Annotated in this window: 14 protein-coding genes; 6 read left to right on the top strand and 8 right to left on the bottom strand. The window is 67.0% G+C overall.

The features are described from left to right. Position 1: 1 nt before the first annotated feature. The 4 genes from glgX to MTY59_RS23665 all read right to left on the bottom strand — a co-directional run bounded on the left by glgX (position 2) and on the right by MTY59_RS23665 (position 6177). Positions 2 to 2203, bottom strand: a complete 2202-nt coding sequence (gene glgX, locus MTY59_RS23680; protein WP_221043310.1) for a glycogen debranching protein GlgX — start codon at positions 2201 to 2203, stop codon at positions 2 to 4. A 61-nt stretch (positions 2204 to 2264) separates the two neighbouring features. Beyond that, positions 2265 to 4415 (bottom strand): acetyltransferase SucT, encoded by a 2151-nt coding sequence (locus MTY59_RS23675; protein ID WP_415822915.1) that lies wholly within the window; start codon positions 4413 to 4415, stop codon positions 2265 to 2267. A gap of 147 nt (positions 4416 to 4562) precedes the next feature. Next, positions 4563 to 5372 carry an NlpC/P60 family peptidoglycan-binding protein RipD gene (gene ripD, locus MTY59_RS23670; protein WP_221043309.1) on the bottom strand — a complete coding sequence of 270 codons (810 nt, stop codon included), beginning with the start codon at positions 5370 to 5372 and terminating at the stop codon, positions 4563 to 4565. A gap of 328 nt (positions 5373 to 5700) precedes the next feature. Beyond that, positions 5701 to 6177 (bottom strand): hypothetical protein, encoded by a 477-nt coding sequence (locus MTY59_RS23665; RefSeq protein ID WP_221043308.1) that lies wholly within the window; start codon positions 6175 to 6177, stop codon positions 5701 to 5703. Positions 6178 to 6239: 62 nt separating this feature from the next. On the opposite strand from MTY59_RS23665, the gene MTY59_RS23660 reads away from it, so the two are divergent. The 5 genes from MTY59_RS23660 to MTY59_RS23640 all read left to right on the top strand — a co-directional run bounded on the left by MTY59_RS23660 (position 6240) and on the right by MTY59_RS23640 (position 11705). Further along, positions 6240 to 7550, top strand: coding sequence for an adenosylmethionine--8-amino-7-oxononanoate transaminase (locus MTY59_RS23660; protein ID WP_221043307.1), 1311 nt, complete (start codon positions 6240 to 6242; stop codon positions 7548 to 7550). 110 nt (positions 7551 to 7660) lie between these two features. Next, a complete protein-coding gene (locus tag MTY59_RS23655; protein WP_221043306.1) occupies positions 7661 to 8806 on the top strand; it encodes an 8-amino-7-oxononanoate synthase in 1146 nt (381 codons plus the stop codon). A gap of 9 nt (positions 8807 to 8815) precedes the next feature. After that, entirely contained in the window at positions 8816 to 9496 is a 681-nt protein-coding gene (bioD, locus tag MTY59_RS23650; RefSeq protein WP_221043305.1) for a dethiobiotin synthase, read from the top strand. Continuing rightward, positions 9496 to 10008, top strand: a complete 513-nt coding sequence (locus tag MTY59_RS23645) for a 2'-5' RNA ligase family protein (RefSeq protein ID WP_221043304.1) — start codon at positions 9496 to 9498, stop codon at positions 10006 to 10008. The genes bioD and MTY59_RS23645 overlap by 1 nt, the downstream gene beginning before the upstream one ends. Before the next feature lie 194 nt (positions 10009 to 10202). After that, positions 10203 to 11705, top strand: a complete 1503-nt coding sequence (locus tag MTY59_RS23640; RefSeq protein WP_221043303.1) for a hypothetical protein — start codon at positions 10203 to 10205, stop codon at positions 11703 to 11705. 59 nt (positions 11706 to 11764) lie between these two features. Here MTY59_RS23640 and MTY59_RS23635 read toward each other — a convergent pair whose 3' ends face one another. The 4 genes from MTY59_RS23635 to MTY59_RS23620 all read right to left on the bottom strand — a co-directional run bounded on the left by MTY59_RS23635 (position 11765) and on the right by MTY59_RS23620 (position 15630). After that, the gene (locus MTY59_RS23635) at positions 11765 to 13129 is read right to left on the bottom strand and encodes a hypothetical protein (protein ID WP_221043302.1); all 1365 of its coding nucleotides are present in this window, start codon (positions 13127 to 13129) and stop codon (positions 11765 to 11767) included. Continuing rightward, complete coding sequence (locus MTY59_RS23630) at positions 13126 to 13488, bottom strand: hypothetical protein (RefSeq protein WP_221043301.1); 363 nt, start codon at positions 13486 to 13488, stop codon at positions 13126 to 13128. The genes MTY59_RS23635 and MTY59_RS23630 overlap by 4 nt, the downstream gene beginning before the upstream one ends. 3 nt (positions 13489 to 13491) lie before the next feature. Next, the gene (locus tag MTY59_RS23625; RefSeq protein ID WP_221043300.1) at positions 13492 to 15324 is read right to left on the bottom strand and encodes a hypothetical protein; all 1833 of its coding nucleotides are present in this window, start codon (positions 15322 to 15324) and stop codon (positions 13492 to 13494) included. 114 nt (positions 15325 to 15438) lie between these two features. Next, positions 15439 to 15630 (bottom strand): hypothetical protein, encoded by a 192-nt coding sequence (locus MTY59_RS23620; protein ID WP_221046619.1) that lies wholly within the window; start codon positions 15628 to 15630, stop codon positions 15439 to 15441. Positions 15631 to 15765: 135 nt separating this feature from the next. Between MTY59_RS23620 and bioB the strand changes: the two genes are divergently transcribed. Continuing rightward, the gene (gene bioB / locus MTY59_RS23615; protein WP_221043299.1) at positions 15766 to 16803 is read left to right on the top strand and encodes a biotin synthase BioB; all 1038 of its coding nucleotides are present in this window, start codon (positions 15766 to 15768) and stop codon (positions 16801 to 16803) included. Positions 16804 to 16824 lie beyond the last annotated feature (21 nt).

Genomic DNA, 16824 nt, shown 5'->3' with positions numbered 1-16824 from the left:
GTCACTGCGTCTTACGCAATACCAACAGTGAACGCGAGGGCAGCGACACCTTCTCCTCGGCGGTCACCACCTGGTCGGCTCCCTCTTTGCGGCCGGTCGGTTCGTTGGTGTCCAGTTCCACGGTCCACTCTTTCGCATAGTCGGTGTTCGGCGTCACGAATTCCACTGGATCTTCACCGGCGTTGAAACACAACAGGAATGAGTCGTCGACCACCTGTTCACCGCGTGCGTTGGGTGCGCTGATGGCCTCGCCGTTGAGGAACACCGCCACACACTTGTGAATGCTTTCGCCCCAGTCCTCGTGCGTCATCTCGCGGCTACTCGGATTCAGCCAGGCGATGTCGCGCACCTCGTCGCCGGTCCGGATCGGCTCGCCCTCGAAGAACCGGCGCCGCCGGAACACCGGATGCCGCCTGCGCAGCGTGCTCACCCTGCGGGCGAACGCCAGCAGGTCGGCATTCTTGTCGACCAAAGACCAGTCCATCCAAGACAATTCGGAGTCCTGGCAGTACACATTGTTGTTGCCGTTCTGCGTACGTCCGAACTCGTCACCGTGGGCGATCATCGGCGTGCCCTGGCTGAGCATCAGCGTCGCCCAGAAATTGCGCATCTGGCGGCAGCGCAGCTCGGTGATGTCGGGGTCGTCGGTGGGGCCCTCGACGCCACAGTTCCACGATCGGTTGTGGCTTTCCCCGTCCCGGTTGTCCTCCCCGTTGGCCATGTTGTGTTTTTCGTTGTAGGACACCAGGTCGTTGAGCGTGAATCCGTCGTGCGCGGTGACGAAGTTGATGCTGGCGCTGGGACGACGACCGGTCGCCTCGTACAGGTCCGACGACCCGGTCAGCCGGGAAGCGAACTCGCCCAGGGTTGCGGGCTCGCCCCGCCAGTAATCGCGCACAGTATCGCGATACTTCCCGTTCCACTCGGTCCACAAACCCGGGAAATTTCCGACTTGGTAGCCACCCTCGCCGACGTCCCACGGCTCCGCGATCAGTTTGACCTGGCTGACGATCGGATCCTGCTGCACCAGATCGAAGAACGCGCTCAATCGGTCGACGTCGTGCAGTTCGCGCGCGAGCGTGGCGGCCAGGTCGAAGCGGAAGCCGTCGACATGCATCTCGGTCACCCAGTAGCGCAGCGAGTCCATGATGAGCTGCAGCACGTGCGGGTGGCGCGGGTTCAGGCTGTTGCCGGTGCCGGTGTAGTCCTTGTACAACCGCAGGTCGGTGTCGACGAGCCGGTAGTACGCGGCGTTGTCGATGCCGCGGAAATTGATGGTCGGCCCGAGGTGGTTGCCCTCGGCGGTGTGGTTGTAGACCACGTCGAGGATCACCTCGATGCCGGCCTCGTGGAAGCTGCGCACCATGGATTTGAACTCGGCGACGCTGGACGTGCGGTTGGCCGCGTACTGATTGTGCGGGGCGAAGAATCCGAAAGTGTTGTATCCCCAGTAGTTTCGCAGGCCGAGGTCGAGCAGTCGCGAGTCGTGCATGAACTGGTGCACGGGCATCAGCTCGATGGCGGTGACGTTGAGCGACTTGAGATGGTCGATGACCACCGGATGAGCCAACCCGGCGTACGTGCCGCGAAGCTCCTCGGGGACGCCCGGATGGGTCTGGGTCATGCCCTTGACGTGGGCTTCGTAAATGACGGTCTCGTGATACGGGGTCAGCGGTGCGCGGTCGGATCCCCAGTCGAAGAAGGGGTTGCTCACCACGCTGGTCATGGTGTGGCCGAGCGAGTCGACCATCGGGGGAGTCCCGGCGTCGGCGCCATCGGCGTTGGGGCCGTCCGGGGTGACCGCCTTCATGTCGTAGGAGAACAGCGCCTGGCCGAATTTGAAGTCGCCTTGAAAGGCCTTGCCGTACGGGTCGAGGAGGAGCTTGCTGGGGTCACAGCGGTGGCCGGCGCTCGGATCAAAGGGGCCGTACACCCGGTAGCCGTAGCGCTGGCCGGGGGTGATGTTCGGCAGGTAGGCGTGCCAGACGAATCCGTCGACCTCTTCCAAGGGAATTCGTGACTCGCCGCCGTGATGGTCGATCAGGCACAACTCGACCTTCTCGGCGATTTCGGAGAACAACGAGAAGTTGGTCCCCGCCCCGTCGTAGGAGGCGCCGAGCGGATACGGGTTGCCCGGCCAGACGGTGGCGAGTTTGGGTTCGTGGTAGCCGCCTGCTTCTGAAGCGGGACTGTTGGTTGACACCTATCGACCTTATCCGCGTGCCGTTGCGCTCACTCGGGTAAGCGGCCAGGAGTAAGGCGGGTCACCACCAGCCGGTGGCCTCGGCGACCTGACGGCCCAATTCGGGTGTCATCGTCCGCACGTAGGTGGGGGTCAGGTGGTGGGCGCCGTGGTAGATCAGGATGTTTCCCTCGACCGGACGGCACACGTCGGTGCGGCAGATCGCGTCCGACATGTCGAGCACCTTGAGCTGCGGGAACTGTCCGACGAAGTCGAGCGTCTGGTTGCGGTCTGAGAGCAGGTCGGAACGCTTGATCGCGCATGACTGCGGGGTGCCGCCCCGTTTGGCCAGGCAGTCCGCCGGGTCGAACGGTTGTCCGTTCTTCACCAGCCACGGCGTGTCTCGCATGCCGAGAATGCGAATGTTGTTGTCGGACAACGTCTGCCAGATCCCGATGTAGGTGGCCGGCATTACATCACCGCTCTTGATGTTCCACGGCCGAGTGGTGGTGGTGAAGACGTAGTCGGGCCGGTCGGTGACCAGTTTGGTCATCGTGCGTTGCACCCACTCACGGCACTGCGGGTAGGGGGCGTTGTTGCCCATGATCAGCGGGACCTGCTCGGTCGACAGCGGGCAGCCCATCTTCAGATACGTCACGACCTTGAAGTGGCGCGTCTTTCCCAGGATGTCCAGCGCGGGCAGCCAGTGCTCGGCGTGTGACCCACCCGCCAGCGCGATGGTCCGGTCCGCGGCCACATCGCCATAGGTGCAGGTGACGACCGCGGGATTGACGAAGTCGCTGATGCAACCGTCCCGGGTCGTGGCGGGCAGGTCCTGTTTGACCTCCAAGACGGAGGGCCGCATCGGCAGCGCGGGCACCCGCACGCGTTCGGTCAGCGCACGCGCGCCGGGATAGTCCTGCGGGTTGAGGACGCTGAGCTCCTTGCCGGCTGACCGCAACACCGTGACGTGCTGACGCCAGGTGAATGAGGTCGCGGTCAGCGTCACGCCCAGCAGCACGATGGCCGATCCGAGCGCCATCGTCGGCCGGGCCAGGCGCGTCGGCCACGGCCGGGTGGGCGCTGCCGGCTTCGAGGATGCGCGGTAACGCAACGGGTCCTCGACGAGCCGGTTGGTCAGATAGGCCAGCACGCCGGATACCAGCAGCAGCACCGCGCCTTCGATGAAGCCGGCGTGCTTGTGGCCGCTGTAGGACAGCCAGAAGATCAGCAGCGGCCAGTGCCAGAGGTACAGCGCATACGCCATGGCGCCCAGCTCCACCAGCGGACGCGTCGCCAGGATCCGGTTGGGCAGCGGCAACCGGCCGCCCTGCAGGTTGGCTCCGACAAGTATCAGCAGCATGGCGGCGCCCACCGGTACCAGCGCCCACGGGCCGGGGAACTCCCGCACGCCGTCGATCAGCGCCCCGCAGGACAGCACCGCGCCGAGCGCGACGGTGGCCACCGCCGTCCGCACCCACATGGGCCAGCGGACCCGGGTCACCACCGCGCCGACCAGCGCGCCCAGCAACAACTCCCAGCCCCGCGCGAAGGTGTTGTAGTAGGCGGCCGCCTGGTCCTGCTGGTGCGCGACGATCGCGTAGACGAACGAGGCCACCGTCAACGCGGTCAGCACGACCAGGAACGACGTCCGGACCCGGGCGGCCGGCGAGCGCCGGAACAGGTAGGCCAACCCGGCGATCAACACGAGGAAGCTGATGTAGAACTGGCCCTGCACCGACATCGACCAGATGTGTTGCAGCGGGCTGACGGCTTCGCCCGCCCGCAGGTAGTCCGACGCGGTGTTGGCCAGCTCCCAGTTCTGGTAGTAGCCGAGGCTGGCCAGGCTTTGGTCGGCGAACGTCTCCCAGCGGGTTTCCGGCTGAACCAGGATGGTCAGCACCGCGCAGCCGGCCAGCACCACAACGAGGGCGGGAACCAGCCGCCGGATGAGCCGGACCACCTCGGATGCCGGCGACAGCGTCACGGCCGGGCTCAGCGCGGCACGAATCACCTTGCCGCCGAAGAAGAATCCGGACAGCGCCAGGAACACGTCCACGCCGCCGGAGACGCGACCGAACCAGATGTGGAAGACCGCGACCAACGCGATCGCGATGCCGCGCAGGCCGTCGAGGTCGTAGCGATAGAACCCCTGCGACCCCGCTTTGCACACCCCCGTGACCCCGGGATCGGCGGTGGCGTCCGGTGCGGGAGAGGGTGGCGGGGTCTGCATGATCGAGAGCTAATTTACCGAAAACCCACCACCCACTCCCGACAGCACGCGGCGGGGAGGCTGCTCAGGTGGGTCGCTGAGAGCATCCGCGCCGGCGGCGGGGGAGCAAGTGGCGGGCGTCGGACGGCCGAGGATCGACCGGGGCAATTACCTGCCGATGCCGGCGCCGGTGGGCTGCAACGGCGACTGCTGGGTCGGCAGTTGCTGCACGGGCGCTTGCTGGAACGGCGACTGCTGCAGCGGTGCCTGTTGCGTCGGAACCTGCTGCAACGGCGCCTGCTGAGCGGGCAGCTGCTGCGGCGCCTGCTGGTACGGCGACTGTTGCAGCGGCGCCTGCTGGGTGGGCAGCTGCTGCGGTGTCTGCTGCAGCGGGGTCTGCTGGGTGGGCAGTTGCTGCGGCGCCTGCTGGGTCGGCAGTTGCTGCGGGGCCTGCTGCAACGGTGCCTGCTGCGCCGGCGCGGAGGCCCCGAGAACCCGGACCATGTAGGGGGTCATGCCGTTGGTGCGCACCGGCGAGACCTGCACGACGTCGCCGACCTCGAGCATCTGGTTGTTGCCCAGGTACATCGCGACGCTCTGCGTGCCCTCGGGGCCGTAGAAGATCAGGTCACCCTTGCGAGCCTGCTGCGGGACGATCTTCTGGCCGACGCGGTAGATCGCGCCCGACGAGCGCGGCAGCTTGATGCCGGCGCCGGCGTACGCGTACTGCATCAGCCCGGAGGCGTCGAAACCGACGGTGTTGATACCGCTACCGGTGCCGCGGGTGGGGCCATTGATGCCGCCACCGGCCCAGGAGAACGGCACACCGCGCTGCGACAGACCGCGGGCGATCACCACGTCGGTGGCCTGCTGATAGTCCATCGACCTGGCGCCCGGGTCGGCGGTCGCGATGGTGGGAACCACCATCGGCGCCCCGAGCAGGGCCAAACCGATCGCGAAGGCGTAGATGCGTTTCATTGTTCTTGGCCTCTCAGGCGCTCAATGGGCCTCCACGCGGTGACCTCGCGCGTCCGCCCCCGGTTCATGGACCAAGCCGGGCCCCCACGCTGGGGCCGGACGCCGTCCATGGCACTTGCGAAGTGAATCAGCGGTCAGCCCGCTGTATTCACATCAGTCACACAAGCCACTTTGACAACAGATCTTGTTAGCCGCCAGGCCCAGGCGGGATTTTTTGTCGTACCGTGACCGGACGGTGACTGGCGCGGCGAATCTCGTATGCGCAGTTGTGATTTCGGTCTCAGTGGCTACGAAATCGCACGTCCGCCGGGCGCGGGCGGCGGGGCGATCAGAGCCAGTAGCGTTCGCTGAACATGGTCAGCAGCGACCCGGCCACCGAGCTGACCATGACCAGCGCCAGCGCCAGCACCGGCCAGAAGGACATGTACCAGCCCTTCAGGATCGACACGACCGGTCCGATGATGGCCGCGGCGATGGCCGCACCGATGCCGCCCCACACCACCGGGTGGATGTACAGATCCAGCCCGTAGGGCACCGGTCCGCAGGTTTCGTCCTCGCAGACGTTCGCCAGGAAACCGAAAAGGCGCGTCGGCCAGGTCGTCGCGGTGGCCAGCACCGCCAGCAGGATCAGCAGCACGACGGTGCAGACGACGTCCCACGGCGCCAGCCGCAAGCGGATCACCCGGGGAGCTTCCTCGTCGTAGTCCACCAGCGGGTAGTGCGTGTCCCTGGACCAGCCGGCCCCTGGCGCGGGCCCGGCCTCGGGTCCCGGCGCTGCGCTGTCGGACTGCCGCGGCGTGGCCATGATGTCCCATGCTTCCCGACGTCGGAGTTTTCCGCGAATCGGCTGCTTTACCCTCGATCACTATGCCCGCGGCGAAGGCCGGGCTGACGCCCGAGCAGATCAGCACGATCGACGCCGCGCACCTGTGGCATCCCTACAGCACCATCGGCGCCGAATCGGTCGCTCCCGTCGTGGCGGTCGGCGCCCGGGGCTCCTGGCTCACCCTGATCCGCGACGGCACGCCGGTCGAGGCGCTCGACGCCATGAGCTCCTGGTGGACCGCGATCCACGGGCACGCCCACCCGGCGCTGGATGCGGCGCTGACGGCCCAGCTCGGCGCGATGAACCACGTCATGTTCGGCGGGCTGACCCACGAACCGGCGGCGCGGCTGGCCCAGCTGCTGGTGGACATCACCCCGGCCGGGCTGGACACGGTGTTCTTCAGCGACTCCGGATCGGTGTCGGTGGAGGTGGCGGTGAAGATGGCGCTGCAGTACTGGCGCAGCCGCGACCGGCCCGGCAAGCACCGGCTGATGACCTGGCGCGGCGGCTACCACGGCGATACCTTCACGCCGATGAGTGTCTGCGACCCCGACGGCGGCATGCACTCGCTGTGGACCGACATCCTGGCCCGGCAGGTGTTCGCCCCCCAGGTGCCCCGCGACTACGACCCCGCCTACAGCGCGGCGTTCAAGGAACAGCTGGCCCGGCACGCCGCCGAGCTGGCCGCCGTCATCGTCGAGCCCGTCGTGCAGGGCGCCGGCGGCATGCGCTTTCACGACCCGCAATACCTGCGCGACCTGCGCGACATCTGCCGGCGGAACGACGTGCTGCTGATCTTCGACGAGATCGCCACCGGCTTCGGGCGCACCGGCGAGCTATTCGCCGCCGACCACGCGGGCGTCAGCCCGGACATCATGTGCGTCGGCAAGGCCCTGACCGGGGGGTATCTGACCCTGGCCGCGACCCTGTGCACGACCGACATCGCCCACACCATCAGCGCGGGCGAGGCTGGAGCGCTGATGCACGGCCCCACGTTCATGGCCAACGCGTTGGCCTGCGCGGTGTCGGTGGCCAGTGTCGAACTGCTGCTCGAGCAGGACTGGCGGGCGCGGGTCGGCGAGATCGGCGCCGGTCTGGCGACCGGACTGGAGCCGGCCCGGGCGCTGCCCGGAGTCAGCGACGTGCGGGTGTGCGGCGCCATCGGCGTCATCGAGTGCGAGCGGCCAGTCGACCTGGCCGTCGCCACCCCGGCGGCGCTGGACAGCGGTGTCTGGCTGCGCCCGTTTCGCAACCTCGTCTACGCGATGCCGCCCTACATCTGCACGCCCGGCGAGATCGACCAGATCGCCTCGGCGATGGTGCAGGTCGCTCGCCTCGTTGGCCGGCAGTGACGACTCGTTGCGCCCGGCTTCGCCGCGCTCGCGGTCGCCACGGGGCCGGCAGTGACGACCCGCTGCGCCCGGCTTCGCCGCGCTGGCGGTCGCCACTAGGCTGAACGCCGATGAAGGCACCGATCGAGGTTTCCCCGCTGGCCTGGCTGGAAGCGGTGGAACGGCAGCGCCGCGAGGCCGGACTGCGCCGCTCACTGCGGCCGCGTCCCGCCGTCGCCACTGAGCTGGACCTGGCCTCCAACGACTACCTCGGGCTATCCCAACACCCCGACGTCATCGACGGCGGGGTGGCCGCGCTGCGCATGTGGGGCGCCGGGGCGACCGGGTCCCGGCTGGTCACCGGCGACACCGAGCTGCACCAGGAGTTCGAGTCCGAGCTGGCCGACTACGTCGGCGCCGCCTCCGGACTGCTGTTCTCCTCCGGCTACGCGGCCAACCTGGGCGCGGTGGTCGGCCTGTCGGGCCGGGGTTCGCTGCTGGTCTCCGACGAGTACTCGCACGCGTCGCTGGTGGACGCCTGCCGGCTGTCGCGGGCGCGGGTGGCGGTGACGCCGCACCGCGACGTCGGCGCCGTGGAGGCGGCGCTGCAGGCCCGCGACGAGGAGCGCGCCGTCGTCATCACCGAGTCGGTGTTTTCCACCGACGGCGCGCTGGCGCCGCTGCGGGAATTGCACGAGGTGTGCCGCCGGCATCGGGCCCTGCTCGTCGTCGACGAGGCGCACGGCCTGGGCGTGCGCGGCGGCGGCCGCGGGTTGCTGCACGAGGCCGGGCTGGCCGGTGCGCCCGACGTGGTCATGACCACCACGCTGTCCAAGGCGCTGGGCAGCCAGGGCGGCGCGGTGCTCGGGCCGGCGCCGGTGCGCGCTCATCTGATCGACGCGGCCCGCACGTTCATCTTTGACACCGGCCTGGCCCCGGCGGCGGTGGGCGCCGCGCGGGCCGCGCTGACCGTGCTGCGGTCCGAGCCGTGGCGGGCGGACGCGGTGTTGCGCCATGCCGCCTTGCTGGCCGAGGCCTGCGGCGTTCTCGAGACGCCGCAATCGGCGGTGGTGTCGGTGATCCTGGGCGACCCGGACCTGGCGGTGGCCGCCGCGACGGCCTGCCTGGACGCCGGCGTGCGGGTGGGATGCTTCCGGCCCCCGACCGTGCCCGCCGGGACGTCGCGGCTGCGGTTGACCGCGCGCGCGTCGCTGGACGACGCCGAGCTGGAGGTCGCGCGCCGGGTGCTCACCGATGTGCTCGCCAAGCTGGGTTGAGGCGCGCCGGTGACGGTTCTGGTCGTCACGGGCACCGACACCGGGGTCGGCAAGACGGTCGCCACGGCGGCGCTGGCCTGCCACGCCCGTCAGGCCGGTCTCGACGTCGCGGTCTGCAAACCGGTCCAGACCGGAATCGACGCCGGCGACGACGACCTCGCCGAGGTGGCCCGGCTGTCCGGGGTGACCGAGCTGGCCGGGTTCGGCCGTTATCCGCAGCCGCTGGCACCGGTGGCCGCCGCGGCGGCGGCCGGGATGCCGTTGCCCACCCGCGAGCAGCTGTTGGCGCTCATCGGGGAGCTGGACCGCCCGGGGCGACTGACGCTGGTCGAGGGCGCGGGGGGACTGCTGGTCGAACTCGGCGAAAACGGTGTCACCGCACGCGATCTCGCCGTCGCGCTGGGCGCGGCGGTGCTGGTGGTGGTCGGCCCGTCGCTGGGCACCCTCAATCACACCGCGCTGACCCTGGAATCCATCGCCGCGCAGCATCTTTCGTGTGCCGGTCTGGTCATCGGCAGCTGGCCCCGGCGGCCTGGGGTGGTGGAGACGACGAACCGGCCCGCGCTGGCCCGGCTGGCCGCGGTGCGCGCCGTGCTGCCCGAAAACGCGTCGTCGCTGGACGCCGCCGAGTTCGCGGCCCTGTGCGCCGAGGCGTTCGACCGCGACTGGGTCACCTCGCTGGTGGGCTGATGGTCCATTCCATTGAGCTGGTGTTCGACCGCGACACCGAGTCGGCGATCCGAAACATCTGGGAAGCGTTGGCCGCGGCCGGAATTCCCAGTCAGGCACCGGCCAGCCGGCCGCACGTGACGCTGGCCGTGGCCGAAGGCGTCGCCGCCGACGTCGACGAGCTGCTGAGGCCGCTGAGCGAGCGGCTGCCACTGCGCTGCCTCGTCGGTGCGCCGGTGTTATTCGGCCGTGCCAGTGCGGTTTTCGCGCGGCTGGTGGTGCCGACGGGCCAGCTGTTGGCCCTGCATGCCCAGGTGCACGAGGTGTGCGGTCCGCATTTGACGCCGGGTCCGATGCCGAACAGCCTGCCCGGACAGTGGACGGCGCACGTCACGATGGCCCGGCGCGTCGGTGGCGCTCAACTCGGGCGGGCGCTGCGGATCGCGGGCCGCCCCGCCCAGATCGACGGCAGCTTCGTGGGTTTGCGCCGCTGGGACGGCAACACGAAGGTCGAGCATCCGATCGGTGGCTAGCTCCCGAAGAGCAGGTGAGCACGCAGTGTCTTCATATGGTTCGGCGGCAGGCTGCTTAGAATTTCATTTCGAGATCATCACAGGTAAACAAGCAAGCTCCGGTCGGGACCTGCTTTGCGACACTCGTGGATTCGCCTCGAAAATTATTTTCGTGTTCGATCCCCAGACCGCCTTCGCGGTTTAGAGTCTGGGTGGTGAACGATGTGCCATCGTCGCAGGCCGGCGGTCGCCAGCTTGTTAAGACGCCAGGCAAGCGTCGACTCGCAGAGCGGGTCGCGTCGAAACTCCTTCGCTTCCACCGCGTTCCGGTCATCTCGAGGATCGTGGAAGGCTGTCTGTTCGGCACGCTGTTACTCGATGGCGCCCTGATCTTGTGGCTGGCAATCGGCGACCTTGGTTATGCTGATGCGGTCTATGACTGGCTGGGGGCAGCCCTTCTGTTCTTGATAGCGGGCGCGAATTTTGCCGCTATCGTGCTCGGTCTCTATGGGATATACGGAACATCGTGGGCTGCTGTCGCAGCTTTTATCGCGCAAGCGCTGGTTTTTGCCTTGGCGGGATATATTTTGTTTATCGATGCGTTCAAAAGTCCGAAGACAAATATTGACGTGATGTTGATTGTCGGCGCAATCGGCTTTGTCGCCAGTGTATGGTGTCTTGTCTTGCTCCGCCGGGCGCTGACCCAGTTGAGACCATTCATAAAGACCGCTGCGGTTATAGGCCTGGTCGTTCCGCTGGCCGGTTCGCTGCAGTTCTACCTCCAGAACTACTACGCCCCGCATAGATCGGAACCCCTCGTCGATGTTTCGACAGAACTCAAGCCGCAAAGCGAGTCGAACTCAAGAATTCACCTGTCCGCCACGGTAACCGTGCATAATCGGGGCTCGGCGAGGGCCTCCGTCGGCGGGTCACTGCTACGAATTACGGCGTATCCGTCGGTAGCGCCGCCGCAGAAGCCAGAAGTTACAGGCCATGAGCAGCAGAAAACCGACACCGTATGCGAACTGGGCAGCAACGCCTCCGAGAAATGGTGTCAGATTGCGACTGGATTAGCTTTATCTGGCAGGAATCCGCAAAGTGAGTTTCGTGCTGAGTCGACAACTGGCCTGGAAGCGCAGGTCCTCTACGCCGGGATATTCATGCCTTATGGCAGCTTCTTGGCAGCCGGCGAGACAGATACTTTCCAAAGAGTGGTGGATATCGATCCGGCGACTGTTCGTCTAGTGCGCTCGTCGGTCAGCGCAGTATTTTTCACACAGCGAAATGTCAAAGACGCGCGGTCATGTTGGAAGTCCAGGGCGTCTGACCAGGCTGATTACGCGGCCTTTGCGGATGAAGTGGACACGCCACTGCATTTTCCGGATGTGGATGCGCCGCCGGACATTAGTCCCAGGGATGCGCCCAATATTTTGTGTGTTGACTATGAATTTGCGCCGCAGAACATCATCGATAAATGGATAGGAAACCAGGGAGTATATCGCATTGAGGTGATATTAAATGATCCGCTGATTTCTAATTACGAATATCCCGAACTTTCGAACAGTTATGCCATCATCGACAAGAACGGTAAAGCGATTGCGGATCCCGAAGGTCGCATATCGAAGATTATGCAACAGCGGTATCCGATTAGTGGGTATGGCGAGCTGCCGGCAGAGTACGCTCCGGGAGGTCCCATTAAAACCGATGGCAAAGGCTGAGTAGGCAATCTCAAAAGGCGATGGCGAAGCCGCACATCAGAGGTAAGAACAGTTGACGCCTACCCCCCGAAGAGCAGATACAAACCGGTGAAGGTGTAGCCGACCATCACCAGCATCATCGTCAGCTGGCCGGTGAGCTGATGCCCGGCGGGCAGCAGCCGCAGGGCTTTGTCGTGCGCCGCGATCACCGCGAGGATGTGCCCGGTGACCACGCAGGTCACCTTGATCGCGGCCAGCACCGGCGGGTGCATGGACAAGACGTAGGCCACGTGCAGATGCGCCAGTCCGAACAGATTCCACCCGTGGCCGAACGGGTCGGCCAGCGCGAACACCGCCTGCTGTCCGCGCTCCACCAGATAGGACAGGTAGTGCGCGAAGATGTAGCCGACGACGATCGGGATCAGCGAATGCGCCATCTCGCCCGGCAATTCGCGGCGCTGCTCCGCGGTGACCCCCCCGGTGGCGCGTGCCCCAAGTGAAAATGTCACTGCCACAACGCAAATGAAGACGATCAGCCCGACGGTGCGCAGCATCGACGACGCCAATGTCGGGGGAGCGCCGAATTCACGGGTGAGCTGATCGGAAAAGCCGCGCCACGTCGGCGACGACGAGAAACTGTCGAACGCCGTCGAGCCGAGCAGTACCGCCAGCAGCACCACGACGCCCGGCCGCACCGGCAGCGACGGCAGATGGTCGAGCGGGTTTCCGACCACGATCTTTCCGGTCTCCCGGTTGCGCCGGAACGGCGAGAGCCGGGAGACGGCCATGCTGTACACGCCGAACGGGTCGGCGCGGGCCAGCCAGCGCTGCCCGCACAGCCAGGCGCCGACCAGCATCAGCACGGCGTAGGCGGCTATCCACGTCCTGACCCACGGCAGTGACGCTGAGTTCGGGCTGGCCAGCTCCATCCAGACGAAGGCGAACAGGCCGAACGCGGCGGGCCGGTAGCCCCAGCCTTCGGGATAGGACAGCCGGGGCCGGCCGAGCCGCTCCGGGATGACGCGACGCAGCAGCAGATACACCGTGCGCATCGGCGAAATCACCCGCCACACCGGCCCGATGGCCAGCGACAGCGCCACGAGCCCGACCCATAGCAGCACATAGAACGCACCGAGCAGCGCATTGGACTCCGATTCGGGACCCCACACCCCGGCGGCCACCGCCCACAACGCGAACACCAGCGCCAGCGCGGCCGCCGAGGCCCTGGCCACCCGGGAGTCGACGAACGTCGTGAGCGCCGTCGGCAAGGGCCGGCCCGGCTTGAGCGGATCGAACCGCGGCCGCCGCCACGCGAACGCCACCAGGGCGAACGTGAAGGTCAGCGCCCATGCCGCCCCGACCATTGCGTAGGCGTAGGGCACCGGAAGGTCACCCGACCCACCGAGACCGTGCGCGAGCACCACCGCCGCGGCGGCGGAGCTCACGACTGCACTTGGATCGTTGCGATGGTGCGGTCCAGATGATGCAGCTCCACCGCGACGTTGCCCGGAACGTCGACGGCGAATCCGAACGTCTGGTTGGGAGCGGCAGCGACCTGGAACTTGTGATCCGGCGTCGAATGCACGTGCAGCTCGTCGGTGGCGTCGCTGGTCACGTGCAGGGTGATCTGCTGATGCACCTTGGCCTGCAGCGTGGCGTTGGTCGGGGTGACCTGCCCGTTGGCGATGGTCACGTCGATCGTCAGCGGAGCGGCCGGGGATTTACTGGTCGAACCGGCGCAGCCGGCCAGGCCGCAGACCAGCGCGGCCGCCCACCCTGCGATGAGTGTGCCTCGAAGTGCCATCGATCACGCCGCCCGTGGAAGCGGCTGCTTGTCTTCCACCGGTTCCGGCTCGGCGAGGGAATTGTTGAGCCGGCCGGCGCCCCAGGTCAACCCGGCGATCACCATCAGCGTCAGGAACAGCACCACGATGCCGCCCGCGGTGAACAACCAGGCCGGCGCGCTTTGGTCGCGTTCGCGCTGCAAGATGGTGACTTCCAGGACGAACGGCCGCGTGCTCGACGCCAGCGCGGGGACCTCAGGGGCCGGAATGGCGGCGTCCGCCGGTTCCCAGATCGGCACGGCCGTCATCGTGCGGCCGTCCTGGACCCGCAGCAGAGTCTTCCAATCCCCCCACACCGGAACCGGCTGGGTGGAGCGGTAGTGGCCCGGCCCGACTTTGGCGAGCCGATCGATGACCAGGCCGCGCTCGTTGTTCATGCGCCCCTGCCAGGACAGGATCGTCAGCCAGTCCGGATTGTCGCTGACCATGTCGGCGGGTAGGAGTTGGACGTCTGCCGACACCATGCGCTGCCCCGGTGCGCTGGGCAGGTCGGTCAGCGTGATGGCGGCGTTGTTCTTGCCTGGCACCACGATGTGCAGTCCGTTGGCCACCGCCCCGCCGATCACCAAAACCGTCACCACGATCACCGAGATGCCGATGGCGCGACCCGGCAGGCGCTGTCCGGTGAGCACCATGCCGAACATGGCCCCGCACATGCCCATCAGGACCGCCACCGGCACGGCCATCGCCAGGGCCTCGCCCCACATGCTGATCGGCCAGGGGTAGTGGTACACCGCGGCGATCCACAGCGACTCCAGCCAGAGTCCCACGGTGCCGACGGCCAGCCCGGCGACGGCGCCAAACACGATGGGGCGCTTGAAAAGCGGGGTCAGCGCGACCAGCTCCACGGCCAACGCGGGGCCGAGGTACAGGGGGAACCAGTTGATCGGGGCCCCGAGTATCGGGCCGACCAGCAGGGCGACCCCGCCACGCAGGGCGATGGCGAAGATGGCCGAGATCAGGGCCGCCCCTCGCCCCATGGTGGTGCGGGCGGCGACGGCCGCCAGGGCCGCCGCGCCGGCGATCAGCATGGGTTGGAACACCAGGCGGAATTGGGGAACGCCGAAGTCAAACTCGATCTGATAAACCGACAAGCCGATGAATAATCCGCCGAAGGACAGGTAGCGCAGGAAGGTGATGAAGACGCCGTGGTAGACGTCCTCGCCCTCTTCGGCCTCACCTTCGCGCTCCAGCATCAGCACCGCGAACAGGGAGAAGCAGGCGCCGCCGATCATCATCAAATGTGTTGGGCCCCAAAGGGTTACGTCCTGGCCGAAGATGCGGTGCCAGATGTCGTCGAGCGGGAACCCGATCATCGCGTACAGCCCGCAGCCGGCCATCAGCACGCCACCGACGGGTGCGTGCCAGTTCCGCGTGATCTGCACCGCCGCCGGGCCGGGCTTGTCGAACGGCAGCACGACCGCCGTCATGCCGCCCAAAAAGATGCCGAACAATCCGATGATGATGAAGTAGTGCGCCGGGTTGGCCAGCGGGCCGGGGTCGCGGCCGTTGCCGATGTGCCAGCTGACGTCCCAGATGAACCCGAACAGCGCGCAGATGATGGACGTGGTGAACACCAGAACCGGCAGGGCGACCCAACCGGGCCGGTGGAATTTGTCGCCCACCTTGTCGGCGGCCCGGGTCAGCCACTCGATGCGATGGGTGCGATGAGCGTGGCCCACCCACAGCAACAGCAGGGTGATCACCAGCGCGGCGATCGAGAGCCCGATCACCTGGTTCAGCCCCGCACCGCGTGCCGGTGCCTCAGCAAGAATTGTCAGTTCATTCGACCGCATCGTCGTGCCTCCCAACCGCGCCGGGCTGCCCCGGAGGATCCGATTCCGTCAAACCGCTTATTACTGTCAAGTAGGGTCCGTGATTGTTTGTTTAATGCCCCGATCCAGGGCTCGTCAATCACGCTCTTTGTCGGGCGTGTCGCGATGGGCAGCGTCCTTGCCGGCGCCCGTGGTGCTCCGGCCTTCCCGGCGGTCGCGCAGCGCGATGTACAAGACCACCCCGACGACGATCACCGCAGGCAGGAACGCCGGCGCCGCCAACAGCAGGTAGTGGTGGGCCAGGAATTCGACGTGCGGAGTCACAATGGTCGTATACCCATAGGTAGGTCGTGTACTTCGGCCGTTACCCTACTTTGAACACCTTTCATTCACGGCTGCCATCACCACGTGGCAGATGTGTCCCCACGCGCGGACACGATAAAGAGGCAAGGGGAGTACCTGGTGACTCAAGCGGCAACTCGACCGGCGGCCGAAACCGGCAACGACGAGGACATCCTGGCGGTGGCCCGGCAGCAGGTGCTTCAGGACGGCCAGGGATTGAGCCGGGAGCAGGTGCTGCGGGTGCTGCAGTTGCCCGATGACCGGCTCGACGAGCTGCTGGCGCTCGCCCACGACGTGCGGATGCGCTGGTGCGGCCCCGAGGTCGAGGTCGAGGGCATCATCAGCCTGAAGACCGGCGGCTGCCCGGAGGACTGTCACTTCTGCTCGCAGTCGGGGCTGTTCGCGTCGCCGGTGCGCAGCGCGCGACTCGACATTCCCAGCCTGGTCGAGGCGGCCAAGCAGACCGCCAAGTCCGGGGCCACCGAATTCTGCATCGTGGCCGCCGTGCGCGGGCCAGACGAGCGGCTGCTGGCCCAGGTCGCGGCCGGCATCGAGGCGATCCGCAACGAGGTCGAGATCAACATCGCCTGCTCGCTGGGGATGCTGACGGCCGAGCAGGTCGAGCAGCTCTCCGAGATGGGTGTGCACCGCTACAACCACAACCTGGAGACCGCCCGCTCGTTCTTCACCAACGTCGTGACCACCCACAGCTGGGAAGAGCGCTGGGAGACGCTGTCGATGGTCCGCGATGCCGGCATGGAGGTCTGCTGCGGCGGCATCCTCGGCATGGGCGAGACCCTGGAACAGCGCGCGGAATTCGCCGCCGAGCTGGCCGAACTCGGCCCCGACGAGGTGCCGCTGAACTTCCTGAACCCGCGGCCCGGCACCCCGTTCGGCGACCTGGAGGTCATGCCTGCGAGTGAGGCGCTGAAATCGGTGGCCGCGTTCCGCCTGGCGCTGCCCCGCACCATGCTGCGATTCGCCGGCGGCCGGGAGATCACACTGGGCGACCTGGGTGCCAAGAAGGGCATCTTGGGCGGCATCAACGCCGTGATCGTCGGCAACTACCTGACCACGCTGGGCCGGCCCGCCGAATCCGACCTGGAATTGCTGGACGACCTGCAGATGCCCCTCAAGGGGCTCAACGCCAGCTTGTAGACCGACTTCGCGGCTAGGTTG

The sequence above is a fragment of the Mycobacterium senriense genome (assembly GCF_019668465.1).
Lineage (GTDB): Bacteria > Actinomycetota > Actinomycetes > Mycobacteriales > Mycobacteriaceae > Mycobacterium > Mycobacterium senriense.
The sequence above is the reverse complement of the archived record's forward strand: the minus strand, read 5'-3'. Positions and strand labels throughout refer to the sequence as shown.

What these genes read in the sequence shown, in the direction of transcription:
- MTY59_RS23675 (WP_415822915.1), bottom strand. Translation starts at nt 4,415, where the DNA reads ATGCAGACCCCGCCACCCTCTCCCGCACCGGACGCCACCGCCGATCCC.
- ripD (WP_221043309.1), bottom strand. Translation starts at nt 5,372, where the DNA reads ATGAAACGCATCTACGCCTTCGCGATCGGTTTGGCCCTGCTCGGGGCG.
- MTY59_RS23665 (WP_221043308.1), bottom strand. Translation starts at nt 6,177, where the DNA reads ATGGCCACGCCGCGGCAGTCCGACAGCGCAGCGCCGGGACCCGAGGCC.
- MTY59_RS23660 (WP_221043307.1), top strand. Translation starts at nt 6,240, where the DNA reads ATGCCCGCGGCGAAGGCCGGGCTGACGCCCGAGCAGATCAGCACGATC.
- MTY59_RS23655 (WP_221043306.1), top strand. Translation starts at nt 7,661, where the DNA reads ATGAAGGCACCGATCGAGGTTTCCCCGCTGGCCTGGCTGGAAGCGGTG.
- MTY59_RS23645 (WP_221043304.1), top strand. Translation starts at nt 9,496, where the DNA reads ATGGTCCATTCCATTGAGCTGGTGTTCGACCGCGACACCGAGTCGGCG.
- MTY59_RS23630 (WP_221043301.1), bottom strand. Translation starts at nt 13,488, where the DNA reads ATGGCACTTCGAGGCACACTCATCGCAGGGTGGGCGGCCGCGCTGGTC.
- MTY59_RS23625 (WP_221043300.1), bottom strand. Translation starts at nt 15,324, where the DNA reads ATGCGGTCGAATGAACTGACAATTCTTGCTGAGGCACCGGCACGCGGT.